At 64.5% G+C, this 18,975-nt stretch carries 21 protein-coding genes; 14 read left to right on the top strand and 7 right to left on the bottom strand.

The genetic code is table 11. From position 1 onward, the window contains the following. Positions 1-182: 182 nt before the first annotated feature. Both G6035_RS17955 and G6035_RS17950 read right to left on the bottom strand, forming a co-directional pair. Positions 183-590 carry a DUF302 domain-containing protein gene (locus tag G6035_RS17955; protein WP_176618472.1) on the bottom strand — a complete coding sequence of 136 codons (408 nt, stop codon included), beginning with the start codon at positions 588-590 and terminating at the stop codon, positions 183-185. A gap of 34 nt (positions 591-624) precedes the next feature. Then, positions 625-882 carry a metal-sensitive transcriptional regulator gene (locus tag G6035_RS17950; protein WP_176618471.1) on the bottom strand — a complete coding sequence of 86 codons (258 nt, stop codon included), beginning with the start codon at positions 880-882 and terminating at the stop codon, positions 625-627. Positions 883-1,006: 124 nt separating this feature from the next. Here G6035_RS17950 and G6035_RS17945 point away from each other — a divergent pair, with 124 nt between their 5' ends. The 9 genes from G6035_RS17945 (at position 1,007) to G6035_RS20300 (ending at position 7,640) form a co-directional block, all read left to right on the top strand. Next, the gene (locus G6035_RS17945) at positions 1,007-1,624 is read left to right on the top strand and encodes a rhodanese-like domain-containing protein (protein WP_176618470.1); all 618 of its coding nucleotides are present in this window, start codon (positions 1,007-1,009) and stop codon (positions 1,622-1,624) included. Continuing rightward, the gene (locus tag G6035_RS17940; RefSeq protein ID WP_176618469.1) at positions 1,621-2,379 is read left to right on the top strand and encodes a sulfite exporter TauE/SafE family protein; all 759 of its coding nucleotides are present in this window, start codon (positions 1,621-1,623) and stop codon (positions 2,377-2,379) included. The genes G6035_RS17945 and G6035_RS17940 overlap by 4 nt, the downstream gene beginning before the upstream one ends. 22 nt (positions 2,380-2,401) lie before the next feature. Further along, positions 2,402-2,743, top strand: a complete 342-nt coding sequence (locus G6035_RS17935; RefSeq protein WP_176618468.1) for a rhodanese-like domain-containing protein — start codon at positions 2,402-2,404, stop codon at positions 2,741-2,743. 49 nt (positions 2,744-2,792) lie between these two features. Beyond that, positions 2,793-3,089 (top strand): rhodanese-like domain-containing protein, encoded by a 297-nt coding sequence (locus G6035_RS17930; protein ID WP_176618467.1) that lies wholly within the window; start codon positions 2,793-2,795, stop codon positions 3,087-3,089. Between the two features lie 63 nt (positions 3,090-3,152). Beyond that, complete coding sequence (locus tag G6035_RS17925; RefSeq protein ID WP_176618466.1) at positions 3,153-3,515, top strand: co-chaperone YbbN; 363 nt, start codon at positions 3,153-3,155, stop codon at positions 3,513-3,515. 120 nt (positions 3,516-3,635) lie between these two features. After that, the gene (locus G6035_RS17920; protein WP_176618465.1) at positions 3,636-5,036 is read left to right on the top strand and encodes a rhodanese-like domain-containing protein; all 1,401 of its coding nucleotides are present in this window, start codon (positions 3,636-3,638) and stop codon (positions 5,034-5,036) included. Positions 5,037-5,145: 109 nt separating this feature from the next. Next, the gene (locus G6035_RS17915) at positions 5,146-6,417 is read left to right on the top strand and encodes an MFS transporter (RefSeq protein WP_176618464.1); all 1,272 of its coding nucleotides are present in this window, start codon (positions 5,146-5,148) and stop codon (positions 6,415-6,417) included. A gap of 625 nt (positions 6,418-7,042) precedes the next feature. Next, complete coding sequence (locus tag G6035_RS20305) at positions 7,043-7,318, top strand: hypothetical protein (protein WP_256128098.1); 276 nt, start codon at positions 7,043-7,045, stop codon at positions 7,316-7,318. A 94-nt stretch (positions 7,319-7,412) separates the two neighbouring features. Next, positions 7,413-7,640: a hypothetical protein gene (locus G6035_RS20300; protein ID WP_256128097.1), complete on the top strand. Its 228-nt coding sequence runs from the start codon at positions 7,413-7,415 to the stop codon at positions 7,638-7,640. A 556-nt stretch (positions 7,641-8,196) separates the two neighbouring features. Here the strand turns inward: G6035_RS20300 and pstS are convergent. The 4 genes from pstS to G6035_RS17890 form a co-directional block, all read right to left on the bottom strand. Continuing rightward, on the bottom strand, positions 8,197-9,315 hold the full coding sequence (gene pstS, locus G6035_RS17905; protein ID WP_176618463.1) for a phosphate ABC transporter substrate-binding protein PstS: 1,119 nt from the start codon (positions 9,313-9,315) through the stop codon (positions 8,197-8,199). Positions 9,316-9,694: 379 nt separating this feature from the next. Beyond that, entirely contained in the window at positions 9,695-10,363 is a 669-nt protein-coding gene (locus tag G6035_RS17900; RefSeq protein WP_176618462.1) for a SulP family inorganic anion transporter, read from the bottom strand. Between the two features lie 27 nt (positions 10,364-10,390). Further along, entirely contained in the window at positions 10,391-10,912 is a 522-nt protein-coding gene (locus G6035_RS17895; protein WP_176618461.1) for a universal stress protein, read from the bottom strand. 450 nt (positions 10,913-11,362) lie between these two features. Next, positions 11,363-11,899: a DUF6069 family protein gene (locus tag G6035_RS17890; RefSeq protein WP_176618460.1), complete on the bottom strand. Its 537-nt coding sequence runs from the start codon at positions 11,897-11,899 to the stop codon at positions 11,363-11,365. 169 nt (positions 11,900-12,068) lie between these two features. On the opposite strand from G6035_RS17890, the gene G6035_RS17885 reads away from it, so the two are divergent. The 5 genes from G6035_RS17885 (at position 12,069) to G6035_RS17865 (ending at position 17,534) form a co-directional block, all read left to right on the top strand. Beyond that, positions 12,069-12,737 (top strand): response regulator transcription factor, encoded by a 669-nt coding sequence (locus G6035_RS17885; protein WP_176618459.1) that lies wholly within the window; start codon positions 12,069-12,071, stop codon positions 12,735-12,737. Next, positions 12,734-13,957 carry a sensor histidine kinase KdpD gene (locus G6035_RS17880; RefSeq protein ID WP_176618458.1) on the top strand — a complete coding sequence of 408 codons (1,224 nt, stop codon included), beginning with the start codon at positions 12,734-12,736 and terminating at the stop codon, positions 13,955-13,957. Before G6035_RS17885 ends, G6035_RS17880 begins: the two co-directional genes overlap by 4 nt. A 951-nt stretch (positions 13,958-14,908) precedes the next feature. Next, the gene (locus tag G6035_RS17875) at positions 14,909-16,276 is read left to right on the top strand and encodes a ferredoxin reductase family protein (protein ID WP_176618457.1); all 1,368 of its coding nucleotides are present in this window, start codon (positions 14,909-14,911) and stop codon (positions 16,274-16,276) included. Between the two features lie 17 nt (positions 16,277-16,293). Continuing rightward, entirely contained in the window at positions 16,294-16,785 is a 492-nt protein-coding gene (locus G6035_RS17870) for an FMN-binding protein (RefSeq protein WP_218063334.1), read from the top strand. A gap of 32 nt (positions 16,786-16,817) precedes the next feature. Continuing rightward, entirely contained in the window at positions 16,818-17,534 is a 717-nt protein-coding gene (locus tag G6035_RS17865) for an FAD:protein FMN transferase (RefSeq protein WP_256128096.1), read from the top strand. A gap of 582 nt (positions 17,535-18,116) precedes the next feature. Here G6035_RS17865 and G6035_RS17860 read toward each other — a convergent pair. After that, on the bottom strand, positions 18,117-18,975 hold an 859-nt coding region (locus G6035_RS17860), incomplete at its 5' end, for a penicillin-binding transpeptidase domain-containing protein (protein WP_256128095.1).

Here is an 18,975-nt window from a genome sequence, read left to right as displayed (position 1 = left end):
ATGTAGGCCCAGCCCTGCCACTGGCGTTCCGCTAGGTGCGGCGCGGGCATTTTCTGAACTGCGGAGCACGCCGGCCAATGATTCCGCATCAAGCGGACCGGCTGCATGGAGGAGCAGGCCCGGATCATTCGGTCCTGGTAATGACATGGGGGAGCCCTCGTTGGCGGTCATGGTTATCCCTGTCAACTGTTTAGTGCTGCGAGGGTGTTCCGGAGGCGGGTACCGGCGTCGTCGGCGATTTCCTTGACGGCAGGAGCATCGCTGAGCTGGACCATGGTCTGTGGGTCGATGGCCTCGATGGTGGTGAGTCTTGCGTCCTGGCCGCGGCGTACGACGACATTACAGGGCAGGAGTGCTCCAATCTCGGGTTCGGCGGCAAGGGCGCGGCTGGCCAGGGCGGGGTTGCAGGCACCGAGGATGACATAGTCGCCGACCGTGTCGGCGGCTTCGGCACCCAGTTTGGCTTCGAAGGTGGACCGGACGTTGATTTCGGTGAGGACTCCGAATCCCTGGGCTGCCAAGGCCTCCCGGGTGCGCTCCACGGCTTCGTCCCATGGAAGATCGATGGTCGTGCTGAGTGTGTACCTCATGGTTCCCCTTTGGGTGGCTCGAACTGTGGTTTGGTCAGGCGAGGGAGAGGAAGAGTTTCTCCAGGTCCTTGGTGTTCATGGTGGCGTCTTTTTGGACGATGCACTGCTCCAGGCCAGTGGCGATGATGGCGAATCCGGCACGGTCAAGGGCCTTGGATACGGCGGCCAGCTGGGTGACGACGTCCTTGCAGTCCCGGCCCTCCGCGAGCATCCGGGTGACGGCGGCGAGCTGGCCTTGGGCTCGCTTGAGGCGGTTGATCACGGGAGTGAGTTCGGTTGGGTTCAGTTCCATAAGGGTTCTCCATCGATGGGGTGCTTGCCCTCAATATTATACCCCTACGGGTGTTTTGACTACCCCCGGGGGTATCTGCAATACTCGGTGGGGTATCCAACCGACCCCTTCTGAGAGGCCACCCGTGACGTCCCCTTCCAAAGCAACAGCCGTTACCGCACTCGCCCCTGAGGCCCTCCAGTCCTGGATCAAGGAACACCAGGATCTTGTGGTGATCGATGTGCGTTCCGCTGCTGAATTCGAATCCATGCACATTCGCGGCTCCTACAACGTGCCGCTTCCGCTGCTCTCCGGGCACACCGACGAGCTCGCCGCTCGGCTGGGCTCCCGGGTTGTCCTGGTCTGCCAGTCCGGCGTCCGCGCCGAACAGGCCCGCCAGAGCATGGCCACCGTCGGACTCGACACCGCCTTCGTCCTGACCGGCGGGGTTCCCGGCTTCGCTGCAGCCGGCGGCGACGTGGTCAAGGGCAGGGGCCGCTGGGACCTGGAGCGCCAGGTCCGCCTGGCCGCCGGCTCCCTGGTGATGCTGGGCCTGGCCGGGGGCAAGTTCGTCTCCCCCAGTGTCCGCATGCTGGCCGGCGCCATCGGCACCGGTCTGACCTTCTCGGCCGCGACCAACACCTGCGCCATGGGCAAGGCACTCTCTGCCATGCCGTGGAACAAGGCCGCCAAGGAACCCACCCGTGAAAGCGCCATCCTGCAGCTTCCCGTGCAGTCGGCTGAAGATGGCGCAGCGGCATGATCCCGGCCCTGGGTCTGGGGCTCGTCGTCGGGGTCGTCCTGGGCGTAGTGGGTGGCGGCGGGTCCATCATTGCCGTTCCGGCCCTGGTGTACGGTGTGGGCATGAGCCCCGCCCAGGCCATTCCCACCTCGCTGCTGGTGGTGGGAGTCTCCTCGCTGGCGGCGCTGCTTCCCCGCATCCGGGAAGGATTGAACTGGCCTGTGATCGCCCTGGTGGGCGGTGCCGGCATTCCGGCAGCCTGGGCCGGCGCGGCCGTGGGCAAGCTGCTGGACCCGAACATCCTGATGCTGGCTTTTGCCGTGATGATGGTGGCCGCGGGCATCCGGATGCTCAGCAAGCCCCGCGAAAGCGAGGGCTCCTGCAGCACCGGGCCGAACCGGGCCTTCCGGTCCTGCGCCCCAAAGGCCGTGGGGGTGGGTCTGCTCGTCGGGTTCCTCACCGGACTGCTGGGCGTGGGTGGCGGCTTCCTCATCACGCCCGCTCTGACCATCTTACTGGGCCTGCGCATGAAGCAGGCAGTGGGAACATCCCTGGCCATCATCGTGGTCAACTCCGCAGCGGGTTTCAGCGCCCACGCCGCCGGCTACACCATCGACTGGGCCACCACCCTGGCGTTCGCGATCCCGGCAATCGTGGGTTCGATCGTTGCCGCCCGGCTGGCGCGGCGCCTGCACGACAAGCACATCCGCATCTCGTTCGCGGTCCTCATCTTCGCCGTCGCGGCTTGGGTCACCGCCGGCACGGTCACTGCCTGACCCACCCACAAAGGAGAACATAATGGGATTGATCGATTCCCTCAAGAAAGCCTTCAGCAAGCCCTACGAAACGATTTCCGTGGCGCAGGCCAAGGAACTCCTGGGCTCCGGCGCGACTCTGATCGACGTCAGGTCAGCCCAGGAATGGCGGACCGGCCGGGCGCCGCAGGCCAGGCACGTTCCCTTGGACCGCCTGCAGACCGGCACTGCAGGCATCCAGAAGTCCCGTCCGGTGATTGCCGTCTGCGCCTCCGGCGTCCGCTCCGCCTCCGCGGCCCGGCTTCTTGCCTCCCAGGGATACGACGCCTACTCGGTGCGCGGCGGCATGACCGCCTGGCGCCAGGCCGGCGAACCCGTCCGCTAGCAGCACCACCATCAGCTCCAACCACGCACCACTTCGAAGGAGAACCACCATGGCTGAAATCACCGTCAACGAAACCGACCAGCGCCGCTCCACCGCACGCATCCTCGACGTCCGCGAGGACTTCGAGGTTGCCAAGGGTATGATCCCGGGCGCCCTCAACATCCCCATGGGCCAGCTGCAGGCCCGACTGGGCGAGCTGGACCCGGCCGTGCCCGTGATCGTCGTTTGCCACAGTGGAAACCGCAGCGCCGCCGTCGCCGATGCCCTCAACGGTGCCGGCTACTTGGCGGACACCATGGCCGGCGGCATGACCGCCTGGGCCCGCACCGGACTCCCCACCACCTAGGCTCTGCCTCGCCCTCGTAACACGAGGCACCCACCCCACCCGCCCGAAAGGACACGATAGACCATGGCAATCATCGACATCACCGAGCAATTCTTCGCCCAGACCCTCGAGGACGACGACATTGTCTTCGTCGACTTCTGGGCAGCCTGGTGCGGCCCCTGCCGCGCGTTCGCCCCCACCTACGCCGCCGCCGCGGACCGCCACCCGGACGTCACCTTCGCCAAGGTGGACACCGAGGCCGAACAGGCCCTCGCGGCCGCAGCGAACATCACCTCCATCCCCACCCTGATGGCCTTCAAGGACAAGACCCTGGTCTTCTCCCAGCCCGGCGCGCTCAACGCCATGGGCTTGGAGGAAGTCATCCAGGCCGTGAAGAACCTGGACATGGACCCACTCCGCATCGAGGCCGCACACCAGCACGCCTGATCCACCACGCCGCCCATGGATTTTCCCGCGTGGCACTCCGCTTGCCTAATACCCCCATGGGTATTTAAAATGGTTGGCAGAGCCCAACACTTCCCCCTTTCAACTGAAGGAGAGCACCAGATGCTTATCGAGCGTATTTACGATGAAGACCTCGCCCAGGCCAGCTACCTGATCGGCTGCCAGGCCAACGGCACCGCCGTCGTTGTCGACGGGCGCCGCGACATCGCCGTCTATCAGGAGCTGGCTGAGAAGAACGGCATGAAGATCGCGGCCGTCACCGAGACCCACATCCATGCCGATTATCTCTCCGGCACCCGCGAACTGGCCGCCGCGACCGGCGCGAAGATCTACGTCTCCGGGGCGGGCGGACCCGACTGGCAGTATGGGTTCGAGGGCGTACGCCTCTACGACGGCGACAAGATCACTGTTGGCAACATCAGCATCCAGGCTCTCCACACCCCCGGCCACACCCCCGAGCACCTGTCCTTCCTGGTCACCGACGGCGCGTTCAGCGACAAGCCCGGCTACCTGCTCTCCGGGGACTTCGTCTTCTCCGGCGACCTGGGCCGCCCCGACCTGCTGGACGAAGCAGCCGGCGGCATCGATACCCGCTTCGAGGGCGCCAGGCAGCTCTTCGCCAGCCTCCGGGACAAATTCCTCACCCTTCCCGACTACGTCCAGGTCCACCCCGCCCACGGCGCCGGCAGCGCCTGCGGCAAGGCACTGGGTGCCATCCCGTCCTCCACGGTGGGCTATGAACGCCTCTACGCCTGGTGGGGCCCCTACCTCGCCGCAAATGATGAGCAGGGCTTCATCGACGAGCTCCTGGACGGCCAGCCCGACGCCCACGCCTACTTCGGCCGGATGAAGCGCGACAACCGTGAAGGCCCTGCCGTCATGGGTGAACGCACCCCCCTGCTGGAGCTTTCAACAGACTTCGTCGCGGCAGGCCTGGCCGCGGACACCCTGACGTTCATCGACACCCGCTCCAACGGCGAAGTCCACCAGGGCACCGTGGCCCGGTCCCTGAACGTGCCGGCCGGCAAGTCCGTTGCCAGCTATGGCGCTTGGGTGGTCAACCCGGAGACGGACAAGAACCCGCTGGTGCTCCTGGCCCAGGACCAGGAGCAGGCGCAGGAGATGTGGGACCACCTGGTCCGCGTGGGCATCGACAACGTCGCCGGCTACCTCACCGACATCGACGGGCTGCCCACCTTCACCCCCAAGCTGATCCAGCCCGAAGAGCTCGAGGGCTTCGACGCCGCCATGGTCCTGGACGTCCGCAACAAGACCGAGCACAAGGCCGGGCACGTCCCCGGCTCGTACCAGCTCAGCGGCGGCCGCGTCATGTGGCACCTGGATGAACTGCCCGCCAAAGGCACCATCGTCTCCTACTGCCAGTCCGGCGTGCGGAACTCCGTCGCCGCCAGCGCCCTGCGCCGCGCCGGGTACGACGTCGTCGAACTCGACGGCAGCTACGCCGCATGGAACGCCTGGCAGAACAACGTCCCCGCGGCCTAACCAAACCACCGCAAGACCACGCGGAAGGACCCCCTCCTGCCGTGTTCCCGGACCGGGCGTGCCCCACACGCCCGGTCCACCTTTATGCCCCCACCGGAACGGAGCACCAATGCCCGGCAGGACATTCCCCCGACATACCGGCGACTCAGGCGGCGCGGTATTGGGCCTTCGGCAGAACCTGGCGCAGTTCATTCTGCTGGTCGCCGTCAACGCCTTGGTGGGCGGCACCCTCGGCCAGGAACGCACCGTGTTGCCCCTGCTGGCAACCCAAACCTTCCACCTCGACCTGTATACCGGTGCCCTGACCTACATCCTGGCGTTCGGCCTGTCCAAGGCCGCGATGAACTACTTCGCCGGCACGCTCTCGGACCGGTACGGCCGCAAACCCGTCCTCATCGCCGGCTGGTTGGCAGCGGTACCAGTGCCCCTCATGCTCATCTTCGCTCCCTCCTGGGGCTGGATCGTGGGGGCCAACGTGCTGCTGGGCATCAGCCAAGGCCTCACCTGGTCCACCACGGTCATCATGAAAATGGACCTCGTCGGACCAAGGCAACGAGGGCTGGCCCTGGGCTTCAACGAGGCCGCCGGCTACCTCGGCGTCGCCGCCACAGCCCTGGCCACCGGCTACCTCGCCACCACCTACGGCCTCCGGCCCGCCCCTTTCCTGCTCGGAAGCGCCTACATCGCCCTCGGCCTCGGCCTGACCGTCCCCGCCGTCAAGGAAACCCACCACCACGCAAAAACAGAAGCCGCAAACCACCCCAGCGGCCGGGACACCCCAGATGCCGGCCTCACGACCGGCCAGGTATTCATGCTCACCAGCTTCAAAGACCGCTCCCTCTCAGCAGCCAGCGAGGCCGGCCTGGTGAACAACCTCAACGACGGCCTCGCGTGGGGCCTCTTCCCCATCCAGTTCGCCACCGCCGGGCTGGGCCTGGTTCAGATCGGCATCCTCGCCGCTGCCTACCCCGCCGCCTGGGGCACCGCCCAGCTGGTTACCGGCGCCGCCTCCGACCGATGGGGCCGCAAATGGCTCATCACAGCCGGCATGCTCGTCCAAGCCGCCGCCCTGGTGATCATCGCAACAGCTCACAGCTTCGACCCATGGCTCTCCGCCACTATCGTCCTGGGACTGGGTACCGCCATGGTCTACCCAACCCTGCTGGCCGCCGTCGGCGACGTGGCCCACCCGCTCTGGCGTGCCCGTTCCGTGGGTGTGTACCGGCTATGGCGCGACGGCGGATTCGCCCTCGGAGCCCTCATTTCCGGCGTCATCGCCGACCTCTACGGCATCCCCGCCGCCATCGTCGCCGTCGCCGCGCTCACCGCCGGATCCGGCGTCGTTGTAGCCGTCCGCATGCGCGACAACGACCACGCGTAGGACACCATTGGTCCTACACGCAATTGTGAGGACAGCTGTTACCCGCTCTTGGCACTGGGGAATTGTCGCGGTGTTCGATAAGTTGGCTGAGCGAGACCTTTGTGAGTTTGCATCTGACGGGTTGGCCGCTGCGAACCAAACTGGAGTGGTGGTTCGGACCTGTCAGGCACAAGAAGCCGCGGTTCTCGATGAAGGCTTCGCTGAAGCGTCCATAACCGTTCCTTTTCATCCAGAACGCGTCAATCCAGCTCAGGGACGTCATTTCGTATGCTCTGGAAGGCTATCGACTCCGGGGGCACGCTATCTATCGGTGACGCCGACTTGGACGTCATAGTCCCGGCAGCTACTGGGATTAACAATTTCCTCGTCCGCGTCGCCTATGTCGACGGACATACGCCACCCACGGCACGACGCCGGAAACCGACGGAACGGTTGCACCGTGACGAACCCGTCAGCACCGCTTCCCGAAACCGGCGTTACGGCCGTCGACAACTCCTGACAGCGGACACGGGGCCTGGCGCCGCTTGACGCGGCGGGCTTCACCACAGCCTTTGGCGCCCACAGCATCGCTGCCGGACCCGGGGCCGAATACGGTAACCGGGGCATCGCCCTGCTGACGTTCGGTGTGCTGCTGGCCGCCTACGACCTGGCTGGGGTGGTCCTCAAGCCCGTCCTTGGCTCGCTTAGCGACAGGATCGTGGCGAAACCGGTCATCATCGGCGGCCTCCTCGCCTTCGCGGCCTTCTCCCTGCTGGGAATCTTCACCACGACTTCCGCAACCCTGGGCTTGGTAGGCCTGGGGCAGGGCGCCGTGGCCCGCATGGCCGGCCCCGCCGCTGCCGGCCGGTACTTTGGCAAATGGGGATCCTGGAGGGGCTCGGCTACGTGCTCGGACCCCTGATCGGAGCAGGCCTGACCTGGCCGGCGGACTCCCCGTTCATTTCTTGGCGCTGGCGGCCATCGCCTGTGTCGCGGCACTCTGAACACAATTTTCCATGCCCGCGCTGCCCATCCTTCTCCGCACCCGCTACACCCTGATTGACCTTGCACAGCAGGTCGGACAGCGCGGATTCATGGTCCCCACGATGGCACTGGCAGGAGCCACCGGTGCGCTGGGCGTCGGCTTCCTGCCCCTGCTTTGGATTTTGTTGCACCTGTCCCTGTTTGGCAGCATGGCCGTCGTGGTGCTCTTGGCACTGTCTTCCGCCCTCATCCAACACTGAGTGGGCTGACGCCCGGACACCGGACATGTTTCCACCGGAAAAGGCATGGCCATCGGCCTGGCCCTGGTCGCGGCGGCCGTTGCCGCCCTCGCCCTGATTCCGGGCGCCGTCACGTTGTACATCTCGGCTGGCGTGCCCGGGCCGGGATCGGCATCACCACCCCGCTGGGCTTCGCCCACCTCGCCGCCACCACCGCGCCCGAACGCAAGGGAAGGACCGGGAGGCCGCCGAAATGGGATGCAAACTTGGCGACGCCGGTGTCCTCCTCCTGGTCGGTGGGATCGGTGCCGGCGTGAGCCTCGCGGTAGGACTCGGCGCCCTCGCCATCCCACTGGCCGGCATGGCCGCAATCTGCGCCATCCTCCTGCGCCGACGGTCCGGTCGCTGATCAGGGGACCGGTAGCGCTGTCCTAGTCACGACGTGAGTGCTATGGCAAGATCCTTGATATCCTGTGGCCAACGGCGAAGGCCGGGGTTGCGGCAGGTTCCTGATCAGCAACAAGGCTATTGTGCCCACGCCGAGGGCTGTGCGGTAAATGTCGTGCTTTGCTGCAGCTTACTTTGCGACGGTGATGGAATCGAAGGACGCCTTGGCCTTGGCGGCGAGGGAGGCGGGCAGCGGGGCGCTCTTGGCCGCCGCGGCGGCGGCCTGCTGGCCGGCGGTGCTGATGGCGTAGTTGCCGAAGGCCTTGACCAGGTCGGCGGTCTTGGCGTCGGGGTAGGAGGCGCAGACCACGGCGTAGGAGACGAGGGCGGCCGGGTAGGCGCCGGCTTCCTTCGGTGTGCGGTTGAGGGTCAGTGACAGGTCGTGTGCCGAGCGTCCGGCCACGACGGTGGCAGTACCGACGCCCTTGGCGGCAGCTTCGGCGCTGACGGGCACGTAGGCGCTGCCGACCTTCAGCTCGGCCTTGCCCATGGAGGCGGTGACGGCGGAGTCGTCGGCGTAGGCGATGGCGCCGGCTGTCTGGGTCACGGTCTTCACGACGCCGGAGGTGCCCTTGGCGTTTTCACCGGGCAGGGAGGCGGGCCAGTCGCCGGTTGCCTTGTCCGTCCATACGGAGGGGGCGGCCTTGGCCAGGTAGTCGGTGAAATTCTGGGTGGTGCCCGAGTTGTCCGAGCGGTGCAGGGGTGTGATGGCCAGGTTCGGCAGCGCCACTGACGGGTTTGAGGCCTTGATGGCCGGGTCGTTCCAGTTCTTGATCTCGCCGCGGAAGATCTTGGCGACGGTGTCGGCGTCGAGCTTGAGGTCCTTCACGCCAGGGACGTTGAAGGTGACCGCGATCGGGGAGATGTACCAGGGGATGTTGATGGCGCCACCGGGGCCACATTTGGCCTTGGCGCCGGCCATCTCGGTGTCGCTCATGAACGCGTCAGAGCCGGCAAACTGCACGGCGCCGGCGATCAGGGCCGTGCGGCCCGCTCCGGAGCCTTCCGGGGAGTACTGGACGGTGGTGCCCGAGTTGGCGGCCTCGAAGCCGACCTTCCACGCGTCCATGGCAGCCGAGACGGCGGTGGAACCGGTCCCGGTCAGGGTGCCGGTGACGGAGGCGCCCGCCGCGCTGGTGGAGGAGCCGCCGTTGCCGGGGGTCACGGCGTTGTCCGTGCCACAGGCCGTCAGGGCGAGTGCGCCGACGGTGAGAACTGCTGCCACGCGGCCAATGTGAAGTGCCTTCACTCGATTTACCTCTTCGATGGGTGTCTGTTGGTTCCTTACCGGGCCAAGCTACGGACCCCGGGTGACGGGAGGGTCCGCCTCAGGTGAACGATGGGTTAACGCTGATGTGATGTTTGGTGTCTGGCGTGCAAGGGAGGACGCCACCGGGTGGGGCCACGTTGTTGCAGGGCAGGGGGTGCTAGGCCACGACGCAGCGCGCATGAGCACTGACCACCGTTATCGTCGCTTTGATGTGCATGACGTCATGCCATCGTTCAACGGCTGTTCATTCGTCCTTGGCGTCCCTTGGCCGCAAACAAGCAGGACGACACGTTGTTGCCTGCCGGAGGGCAGGGTCTTATGAGCTGATTGGCCTGGCACGTGGGAGCGTCGTGGGTGGTCAGGTGTTGAGCTGGCCGGTGAGGCGCCGGTGGAACCCGGCGCTGTGCCCGTCAAGGCCGGTGATCGTCACGGTGGCGCCGTGGTCGCGGTATTTCGTCTCAACGGAGTGCGGGGCGGCAACGGTTGAGGCATCCCAGATCTGGGCTCGGCTGAGATCTATGTCAACCACGGCCGGGTCGTCGGCGTACGCGAACTGGTCCACCAGGTCATTGCTGCTGCCGAAGAACAGCGGCCCGACCACCGCATACCGGACCTTCGCGCCGTCGTCCGCCAGGGTCCTGTCAACGCTGATGACGTGGGCAACCCGGCGGGCGAAGAGCACCATGGCGAGGGCGGCCATCGGGATTTGCCCGGTGACCTCGCTGAGCCCGGTCACCGGGTCCAGGAGAAACACCCCGGCCACGAACGTAAAGATGCGGGTGCGGGCCTGCCCGGTCGTCACTTTAGGGACCGGCTGGCCGATCATCGCGCAGCCGGCCATGCCGCCGTAGAACCCGGACAGGATGTTGGAAACGCCCAGCGCCCAGGACTCCTGGCCCTTGTGTGAGCGGGTGTAGGTGATTTCGTCGACGGGCTTGGACGTGAGTAGGGTTTCCCTGAGGCCGACGAACGCCACGCTCAGCGCCGTCGGCCAAATCAGCTGGTGGGTCGCCAGGTCCAGCGGCACGGCCGCGTCGTTGTCGGTGGCCTTGGTTTACCCGTGGGAGTGGGGACGGTGTTTGAGTCCGTGTGAGGGTATGCCCAGTACGGGGACGGGCTGGGTGGAGAGCAGTCGATGCATGAGGGAGCCGGAGACGAGTTCGTCGACCTTGGCCATGATGCCAGGGCGGCGGGTGCCGATGACGATGGTGGACGCCCCGGTGGCCTCGGCGAGGCGGCCCAAGGCCGGGGCGGGGTCACCGGCGATGATCCTCATGGCCCATGTCGTGTTGTAGCTGGCGGCAGCATCTTGAAGGGACTTTTTGAGCCGGGATGCGGCGATGGCGGTTTCGTCCTCCTGGTCAAGGATTGGATCCAGGGAGATCGGTAGAATTTCATGGCCCGGGGTCCATTCGATCAGGTAGCTGGCGGGATCGACGAATGCCGCTATGAGTGGCGCGGAGAGGCTTTCGGCCAGTTCCAGGGCCCGTTCCCATACCGCGGGGTCCTGCCCCGGGGTGACCCCGGCGATGATGGTGGAACCGGCAAACGGCGCAAATCCTGCGTGTTCGTTCATGTTGACCGTGTCCTCTCTTCCTTGGTGACGGCGGTATGCCCGGAATGGGACTTTAGGACCAGCCTGCCGATGTCTTCCCGGTCCAGACAGGCTACCTTGCAGCTTTGTTCTTTCGTCCAGCCCCGAAAACCCAGCGTGGCCCTCCCTGAGAAGGTCGGCTTCAGGTGGATCGGCCACCGCGAACGCATAACTCACTCAAATGTCTTTCGGCCCCCGTGCCGGACGGTGGCGCGCTGTCATCCTCTATGAACTTTGATTCTAGCGCCCGGGACGGGCCTAATATTCTTGTCCGCATCTCCAATGCTGGGGCTACTTGCGGGCCTGTTGGTGGCGCGGCCGGGCGGGTGGTGGCGGACGAGTGGGCCAAGCCGGGGCACGGCGCATTGAGGTGGAATCCGGGGGCGGAGGCATGCAGTTTACGCCAGCTGACCAAATCGGGACATTTAGCCATTACGTATCGGGGGAGGCAGGGCTGTTGGGTGGAATGGGACCGCGCCGTTGCGGTGCAATGTGCACCAGTGCCGGGTAGGTGACCGCGGCGAGTGCTAGGTGCATTACGACGAGGATTACGACGGCCTCGGGAGGTGCGCCTTTGTACAGGATCCAGGCATCGGGGGAGAGTCCGCCCAGGGTCACGATCACGGTGAGCCAGGCAAAGGGCCGTCGTGCCTGTGACGAAAGTAGGGTGACGGTGGGCCATGCCAGGGAGGCCGCTGTCACACCCGGCACCGTCAACTTTGCGTAGTCCATGAAGCGGAAATGGTCGTAGCCGGATGTTGACGGGAAGAGGGCGGTGCCGACGGCGACGATGACTGCGCAGGCAGCCAATGAGGCGGCGATGGACACGAGGGCGGCAACAAGGAAGCGGCCCGCCGTGGGCTGGCATCGGCCCCGCGGGAAGTCGAGGTTGAGGTAGGCGGTCGCTTTTTGGTTGAGCGGGGGAAGAGGTGTGGCCTCGACACTCTGGGGGCTGGACCGGTCTGGCATGCAGCGAACTCCTTTTGCTGGGCGTGACGGGGGTCCCTGCCTTTTACGCTGGTTTTGCGTTGGGTTGGGGACTGCAGTCGTTCCCTCCAGCGTAGGGAGTCATTCTTAGAGGTTTCTTGGGCCCATGCCAGCTGAGGGGGTCACTGGTTGTGCCCCTATACTTCAGATCATGGCCGATAATCCTTCTGTGCTCCTGGTGGAAGACGATACGGCACTGGCGTCCATGGTCCAGGAATTGCTTGAAGGTGAGGGATACGCGGTGCTGGCCGTCCATGACGGCCAGAGGGCACTGCACGAAGGACTGAGCGGGTCCTTCGACATTCTCCTGCTGGACCGGGGTCTCCCGGCCATCGATGGACTTGATGTCCTTGGCAGGCTTCGGGCCAAGGGCGTCACGACGCCTGTGTTGATCCTCTCTGCGCTGAGCAATCCGGCCGACAGGGTTGAAGGGCTGGATCGTGGGGCGGAAGACTACCTGGGCAAGCCGTTCGACGTCGATGAGTTGTTGGCACGGATGAGGTCCCTGTTGCGGCGGCATACTGCCATCTCCGATGCCGTGCGTATACCGGGCGGACTGCTGGAGCGTGCGAACCGCACCGTGACGCTCGACGCCGGGTCCGTCGTCGCACTTTCCGAGAGGGAATGTGAACTGCTGGCGCATCTGGCCCGCAGCCCACGGCAAATCTTCACCCGTGAGTCCTTGGTGCACACCGTTTTCACAGACGCTGACGACGATGGGGTGGTGGACACCTATGTGCACTACTTGCGCAAAAAGTTGGGCCGGTCTTCTGTACTCACGGTGCGTGGGCTGGGCTATCGGCTGGGACCGCTTCGATGAATAGCAGAGACCAATTCGAGCTCAAGCGGGCCGTGCTATGGCTTGCCCTGCAATTCACTACCGTGATCATCGTCTTGTTAGTGCTGGTTGGTGCCCTGATCTACGCCATTGTGGCCGCCAGCGCACAGGAGGCGGGCAGCAAGGTGCTCACCGGGGCAACGCTGATCGACTCGCCGGCCGATGCGCCCCTGGGGGCCTTCGTCGCCATCAGCACAGGCGGGCAACTCCTGCTGTCCCGTAAGGTGCCCGACGGGCTGCCTGACACCGCGGCGATGGTACGGGTTGCCACGACACAACAGGATGAAACCGACACCGTTAAGGCCGGTGGCAGGTCCTATTCCGTTCTGACGACGTATCGCAACGGCAGGGTTATCCAGGCGGCCATCGACCAGCACGAAAGCGAGGAAGAACTGAACCGCTTGATGCTGGCCATGACGATTGCCGTCGCGGTCTCGGCCGCACTGGCTGCGGGTCTGTCCGTCTTGATGGCACGGCGGGCCATGCGTCCGATGGCTGAAAGCCTGGCGCTCCAACGTCGATTTGTGGCGGACGCCAGCCATGAACTGCGCACCCCGTTGACGCTGCTGAGCACCCGGGCCCAGCTTTTGCGCCGCAAGCTCGAAAGCGGCACGTCGAAGCCCTCCGAACGCGAAGTAGCGGCCGGTGTGGCCAGTCTCGTGGAGGACGCCAAAATGCTCACCGGGATCCTCGAGGACTTGCTTTTGTCAGCGGACCCACGGGAAACCGTGGGACACGACCTCCTCAACCTCGTCACGATTGCTGACAGCGCAGCATCCTTGGCGGAGCCGGAAGCCCTACAGCGCGCTATCCAGCTCAGACGATCCGGTTCTTCTGAACCGGTCAATGTCCGCGGCTCGGAGGTGGCACTTCGGCGCGTTTTTACGGCTCTGATTGCCAATGCCCTTGACCATGCCGAAACGAACGTGGAGGTTGAAGTGGCCGTGCACGCGCGGGACGCCGTGATTTGTGTTCGTGACGATGGTCCTGGTTTTGCCCCCGGAACCCAGTTGAGGGTATTTGATCGTTTCGCCTCCGCTCGCCGGCTCCCAGGACGCCCTGATGGTATGCGTCACTACGGACTGGGCCTGGCCCTTGTAGCTGAGATTGTCGCCCTGCATGAGGGAAAAATCATGGTGGAACCAGGGCCGCCGGCCGGCGGGGCCGTCATCAAGGTTCTGGTGCCACTCGCACAACCTTGACATGACATCGGCATGGGACTTGCTATGAAGGCGCAAGGAAACTGTCTGAATGACGGAACTAGGCAGACCAACCTCGGAACGGCAGGTGCAGACCATGATGAAGGTACCGCGCAGGACTCGGGAGCAGGCCAAGACAACGGCGCACCATCGAGAACCCGGTGCAGCCTGGCAAGGGCGGGGCTGTCAGCAGTCGGTCTTCACCGGCGGCCAAGCGCCGGAAGGTTGCTGGCAGGTACGCGTCCAGGACCTCTTCTATGGCCCATCCCAACAAGTCACTGTGCGGGCCGGCCACACCATGGCACCTCCAGCAATCAATAACACCGGTGGCAGCAGGCGAGAAGAACGGGCCAGCACGTTCCCGACCCACGGGTCAGGCATCCCGCCGGGGAGGTCTGCGGTCCGGGCACCGAACTGCTGCCCATCGTGCTGGAACGCGACGATGGGGGCTACCTGTTGGCTCAATGGCCCCGCGACGACAGCCGCAGCTAAAAGAGGAGCGGCCCCGCCAACGCCGAAGTAGCCAGGGAAGGCGTTTCCCTCAGCCGCAAACCAGCACCCAGCCTCACGGCCCAGGCACCCGGTATCCTGCGGTTGGAGTATCCGGGCGGCGCCAGTACTCCGGTTGCTTCTGGTGTCCTGCCGAGGAAGTCGGTGCCCGGGAGGGCGGCAGCTTCGCCAAAGATGATACAGGCCGCCGATCAACCCACAGGGCTCAGAGAGGAATGGCCGCTGCTGTACGGTCGGTATTGGAGCAGTAACCAGCGCCCCGCCGCTGGATCCATGAATTGGCAAACTTTTTTGCGGTCGGTGTTGCATTCATCATCCCTTGGATGACTGGCGGCAGTATGGCTTGGATGGTTGCCATCGCCGGCACCCTCGCCTTGGTGCGGCACTTACTCTTCGGGATGGCGGCTAAGAATCTTCTAAGAACGGGTGCGTAGCGTCAGTGGCATGGGTACAACCACTGCTCGCACTCCCTTAGGGAGCTTGGGGAGAAAGCGCCGCACCGGGCGATCCGGGCCGCTGTTGCGCACCCTGATCGCAGCCGGGGTGATTGGTGTGCTCTGCCTCTGGTGGTTGGGTGCGCCCTCGGCTCCGGCGTTCACCCCGGCATTCACGGCAACGTCCTTGGGTGAGCTCAGCGGCATGGTCGGTGCGTTTCTTGTGTGCGTCCAGGTTCTGCTGATTGCCCGTGTTCCGTGGTTCGAGCATGCCGTAGGAATGGACCGCTTGGTCAGCTGGCACCGTACGCTTGGCAGCACTGTCCTGTTCCTCATTTTCACCCACGTGCTGCTCATGGTCCTGGGCGTTCAATTCCTCACCTCCGGCACACCGTGGGCGGCAACATGGGAAGTCCTTACCTCCTACCCCGACATGCTCACTGCACTCATTGGCACGGTGCTGTTCCTCATCATCGGTATCAGCAGCGCCAGGATTCCCCGGAGCAGGATCTCCTATGAAGCCTGGTACTGGCTTCACGTCACGGCCTACATTGCAATCTTCCTGACCTTCTTCCACGAACTGAGTGCAGGGGTCCATTTCATCGACAACCCCGTCAATCGCGCCATGTGGATCACCCTCTACGTCGCCACCGCCTCTGCCGTCCTCACCTGGCGGTTCATTCTCCCCGCGGCCGCGGCGTGGAAACATCGTCTGCGGGTTCACCAGATTGTGAACGAGGGCGATGGAATCAACAGCGTCTGGCTGTCCGGCCCACACCTGGACGAACTCGGCGTCCGTGCCGGACAATTCATGTTCTTCCGGTTCGTCACCGTTGGGCACATGCTGACGTCGCACCCTTTCTCCATTTCTCGTTTGCCGGCTGCTGGGTTGATGAGGATCACGGTGGGTGCGCTCGGCGACCACAGCTCCAACATGCACCACCTCAAACCCGGGACCGTGGTGTTCGCCGAAGGCCCCTTCGGCCATTTCACCCCCGAAGCGAGCAGTCGGCACAAGGTACTGCTGATAGCAGGCGGAGCCGGAATCGGCCCGATTCGCGCCCTTGCACAAAGCCTCGTCCAAGCGGGCCGTGATGTTGTGCTGGTTTACCGCAGCACCAGCCACGACCGGCTGGCCCTGGAGCCGGAACTGCGCGCCATGCGTCCGATGGTCCTGCACACGGTGGCCGGCAGCCGTGCCGAACTCGGCCACGACCCGTTGGGTCCACAGGCACTCAAACACCTGGTCAAGGACATTTCAGAACGGGAGATCTACATCTGCGGTCCTGAAGGAATGGGGATCACCGCCGAGACCTCACTGTCGGCCCTTGGCATTGCCAAGCAACTGATCCACCGCGAAATATTGAGTATGGGATAGGGAAAAGGACTCAGATCATGAACAGAAAGTGGAGGGGCACGGCTCTATTCCTGGCGATCTTTGTAGTCATGGGCGCAACGTTCGGCCTCAAGCTATATCTTGGCTCGATGCATTCGCCCCTCGCTACGTCGCTCGCGGCTGCACCGGTGTCTCCGACGGCGACGGCGAAGCCAGGCGGCGGGTCGCCGTCCCCTGTGCCCAGCGCAGCAGCGACGACGTCGGGCCCGGGAGCGGCGGCCACCACGATCACCGGTGATACGGAAAGCACCCCGTACGGCAACGTGCAGGTTTCGGTCAGATTTAGTGGGAGGAAGATTACCAACGTCACGGTGCTGCAGGTGCCCGACTCCGGAAATTACGATCAACAGGTCGCACAGGTGGTGCCGCCCACGCTTCTGCAGGAGGTCCTCTCCTCCCAGTCCGCGACGGTCAACACCGTAAGCGGCGGCACCTACACCTCCAACGGTTATCTGCAGTCGGTGCAGTCAGCCATCGACAAGCTGCCCTGATGCGGTTTCTGGATACCGTAATGGGGATACCGATGTCCATCGACATCCGTGATGGCGGGGACCACCGGGCAGCGGTGTCGGAAGCGTTTGCGATTGTGCACGAGGCCGATGCCATCTTCAGCCCCTACCTGCCGGAGAGTGAATTGAGCAGGCTGAACCGTTCCGAGCTCACCCTTGAGACTGTCAGCGGCCTGTTCACGGAGGCACATGAACTCGCGTCACGATTTGCCGCCGCGTCCGGTGGGGTTTTTTCCTTGCGAAACGCCGCCGGGGAATGGGACCTTAATGGCTTGGTCAAGGGGTGGGCTGCCCAGCGTGCTGCTGACAGGTTGAAAGCTTTGGGCCTGGCAAACTTTTGCCTCAATGCCGGCGGTGACGTCGTCGCGGCCGGGAGCATTGAACCTGGCAAAGCCTGGAACGTTGGCATTCGATCCCCACAGGCCCCTCAGCAGATGATGGCAGTGCTCGCGCTGAGCGATCTGGCGGTTGCCACCTCGGCGACGTACGAACGTGGAGAACACATTATCGATGGCCGCACCGGGCGTCCTGCCCGTGGATTCTCGAGTGTTTCCGTGATCGCGCCCGAACTGACCACCGCCGACGTGCTCGCCACCACGGTGTTCGCCATGGGTGTGGATGGTCCACATTGGGCCGCAGAACGCTACCCTTGCAGCGTTCTAGCCCAAACAGAGAACGGCACGCTTGTTGAGGCCGGTGATCTAAGACGTTGGCTGGCACCCGCAGAATAGGATGCGTTAGCACGGACACAACCCCGCACTGCGACGATACGCTTCCGCATCTGCGCCGGACGGAGGAACAGCGGATCAGCCCACTCAGAAGTAACCGTCCAAAGTCCAGCTGTCCGGTACCTGTAAACCCATCACTCGGCTGCCGAACCAAGGCGCTGGCGTAACACTGAGCCGCCGTACTAAGTTCTGAAGAGGGATGGTAAACCGGATACGAACCCTGACATGAGAGCTGGGTGTCGGCTCTTGAACCTGTCGGGGACCAAATTGTTTGCGCCAATGGATTGATGACAGGTGGATGTTGTACTCCTATGGTGGCGAGTAGGTTGGCAGCCAGGGCGACATCCTCGGATGGGACCTTGTGGCTCTCCACGGATCCATTGAGGCTTCATCCGGCGTACCGGGGCAGGACCCGCCGGGTCGTGGCTTGTGGGTCTACGTTCTTCGTCGATAGACCGAGGGCCGGACACGCCCGGGCCGGCTCCGAGGGCAGGCGCCCGCCACGGCAAGCCGACGACACAGTGCCTGCTTTCTGGTGACGGGTGCACGCTGTTCATTCACGCTGTTCTATTTCCTGCCCATGCTCTATTTCCTGCCTGTGCCGGAGGGCACTTTATGGACCGGAGCTTGTATCGGTGGCGTGACCTGGTGTTGGGTGCCGCTCGTGGATGGCTGGTGATGTATCGGCACGCCGCTGCCGGCCAGTGGATTGTTGGTGCCGGCGATCAACGGTGCGGTTTGGCTGAGCATGCTCGCCGGGGGTGCTGTGAGCGGGTTGACGTGGTAGGCGGGATTATTCGCGGCGGCGTTCATGACGGCGGCCCAGTTGGACCCGGCCAGCTGGTTGCCGTCCAGGCTTGGGTAGTACACGCCGTTGATGGTGATGTCCTGGTTGTGCCATTCTGGTCCGTTGCCTTGGTAGCTGCCGAACCAGGACGATGTGGCTATCGCGGAGTTGGCCCCGGTCGTCCAGGTTTCGACGTTCCAGTCGGTGGTTCCTGTCTTGGCGAATGCTGTGGCTTTGTCGTTGAGCGGGATGGCGTAGCCGGATCCGTGCACGAGCATGTACTGCAGCGCGTAGGTCACGCCGGCCGCGACTTCCTTGGACATGGTCCGCTGGCAGTTCGCGGAAGGCACCGGGTAACTCTTGCCCGTGGAGTCCGTAACTGAGGTCAGGGCGATCGGCTCGCACCGGATGCCGCCCGCGGCGAAGGTGGCATAGGCGGTCGCCATGTCGATGGGCGCGACGTTCTCTGAGCCGATCAGGTTGGAAATGTGGGAGAGGTTGTAGGGCTTGTTGGTGGTGCCGTTTTTGACCCCGGCGGCTGTTGCCATTTTTTGGATGTTGCAAAAGTCCAGCTGGGTGGCCGTCTGGAAGGTGATGGTGTTGATCGAGATGGCGAGCCCAAGGTAGGCGGTCATCGGGTAGTAGTGGTTCGGATCG

It is taken from the genome of Arthrobacter sp. SDTb3-6 (assembly GCF_013376095.1).
GTDB lineage: Bacteria > Actinomycetota > Actinomycetes > Actinomycetales > Micrococcaceae > Specibacter.
Note: the sequence above shows the minus strand (reverse complement) of the source record. Positions and strands in the feature narration are given on the sequence as shown.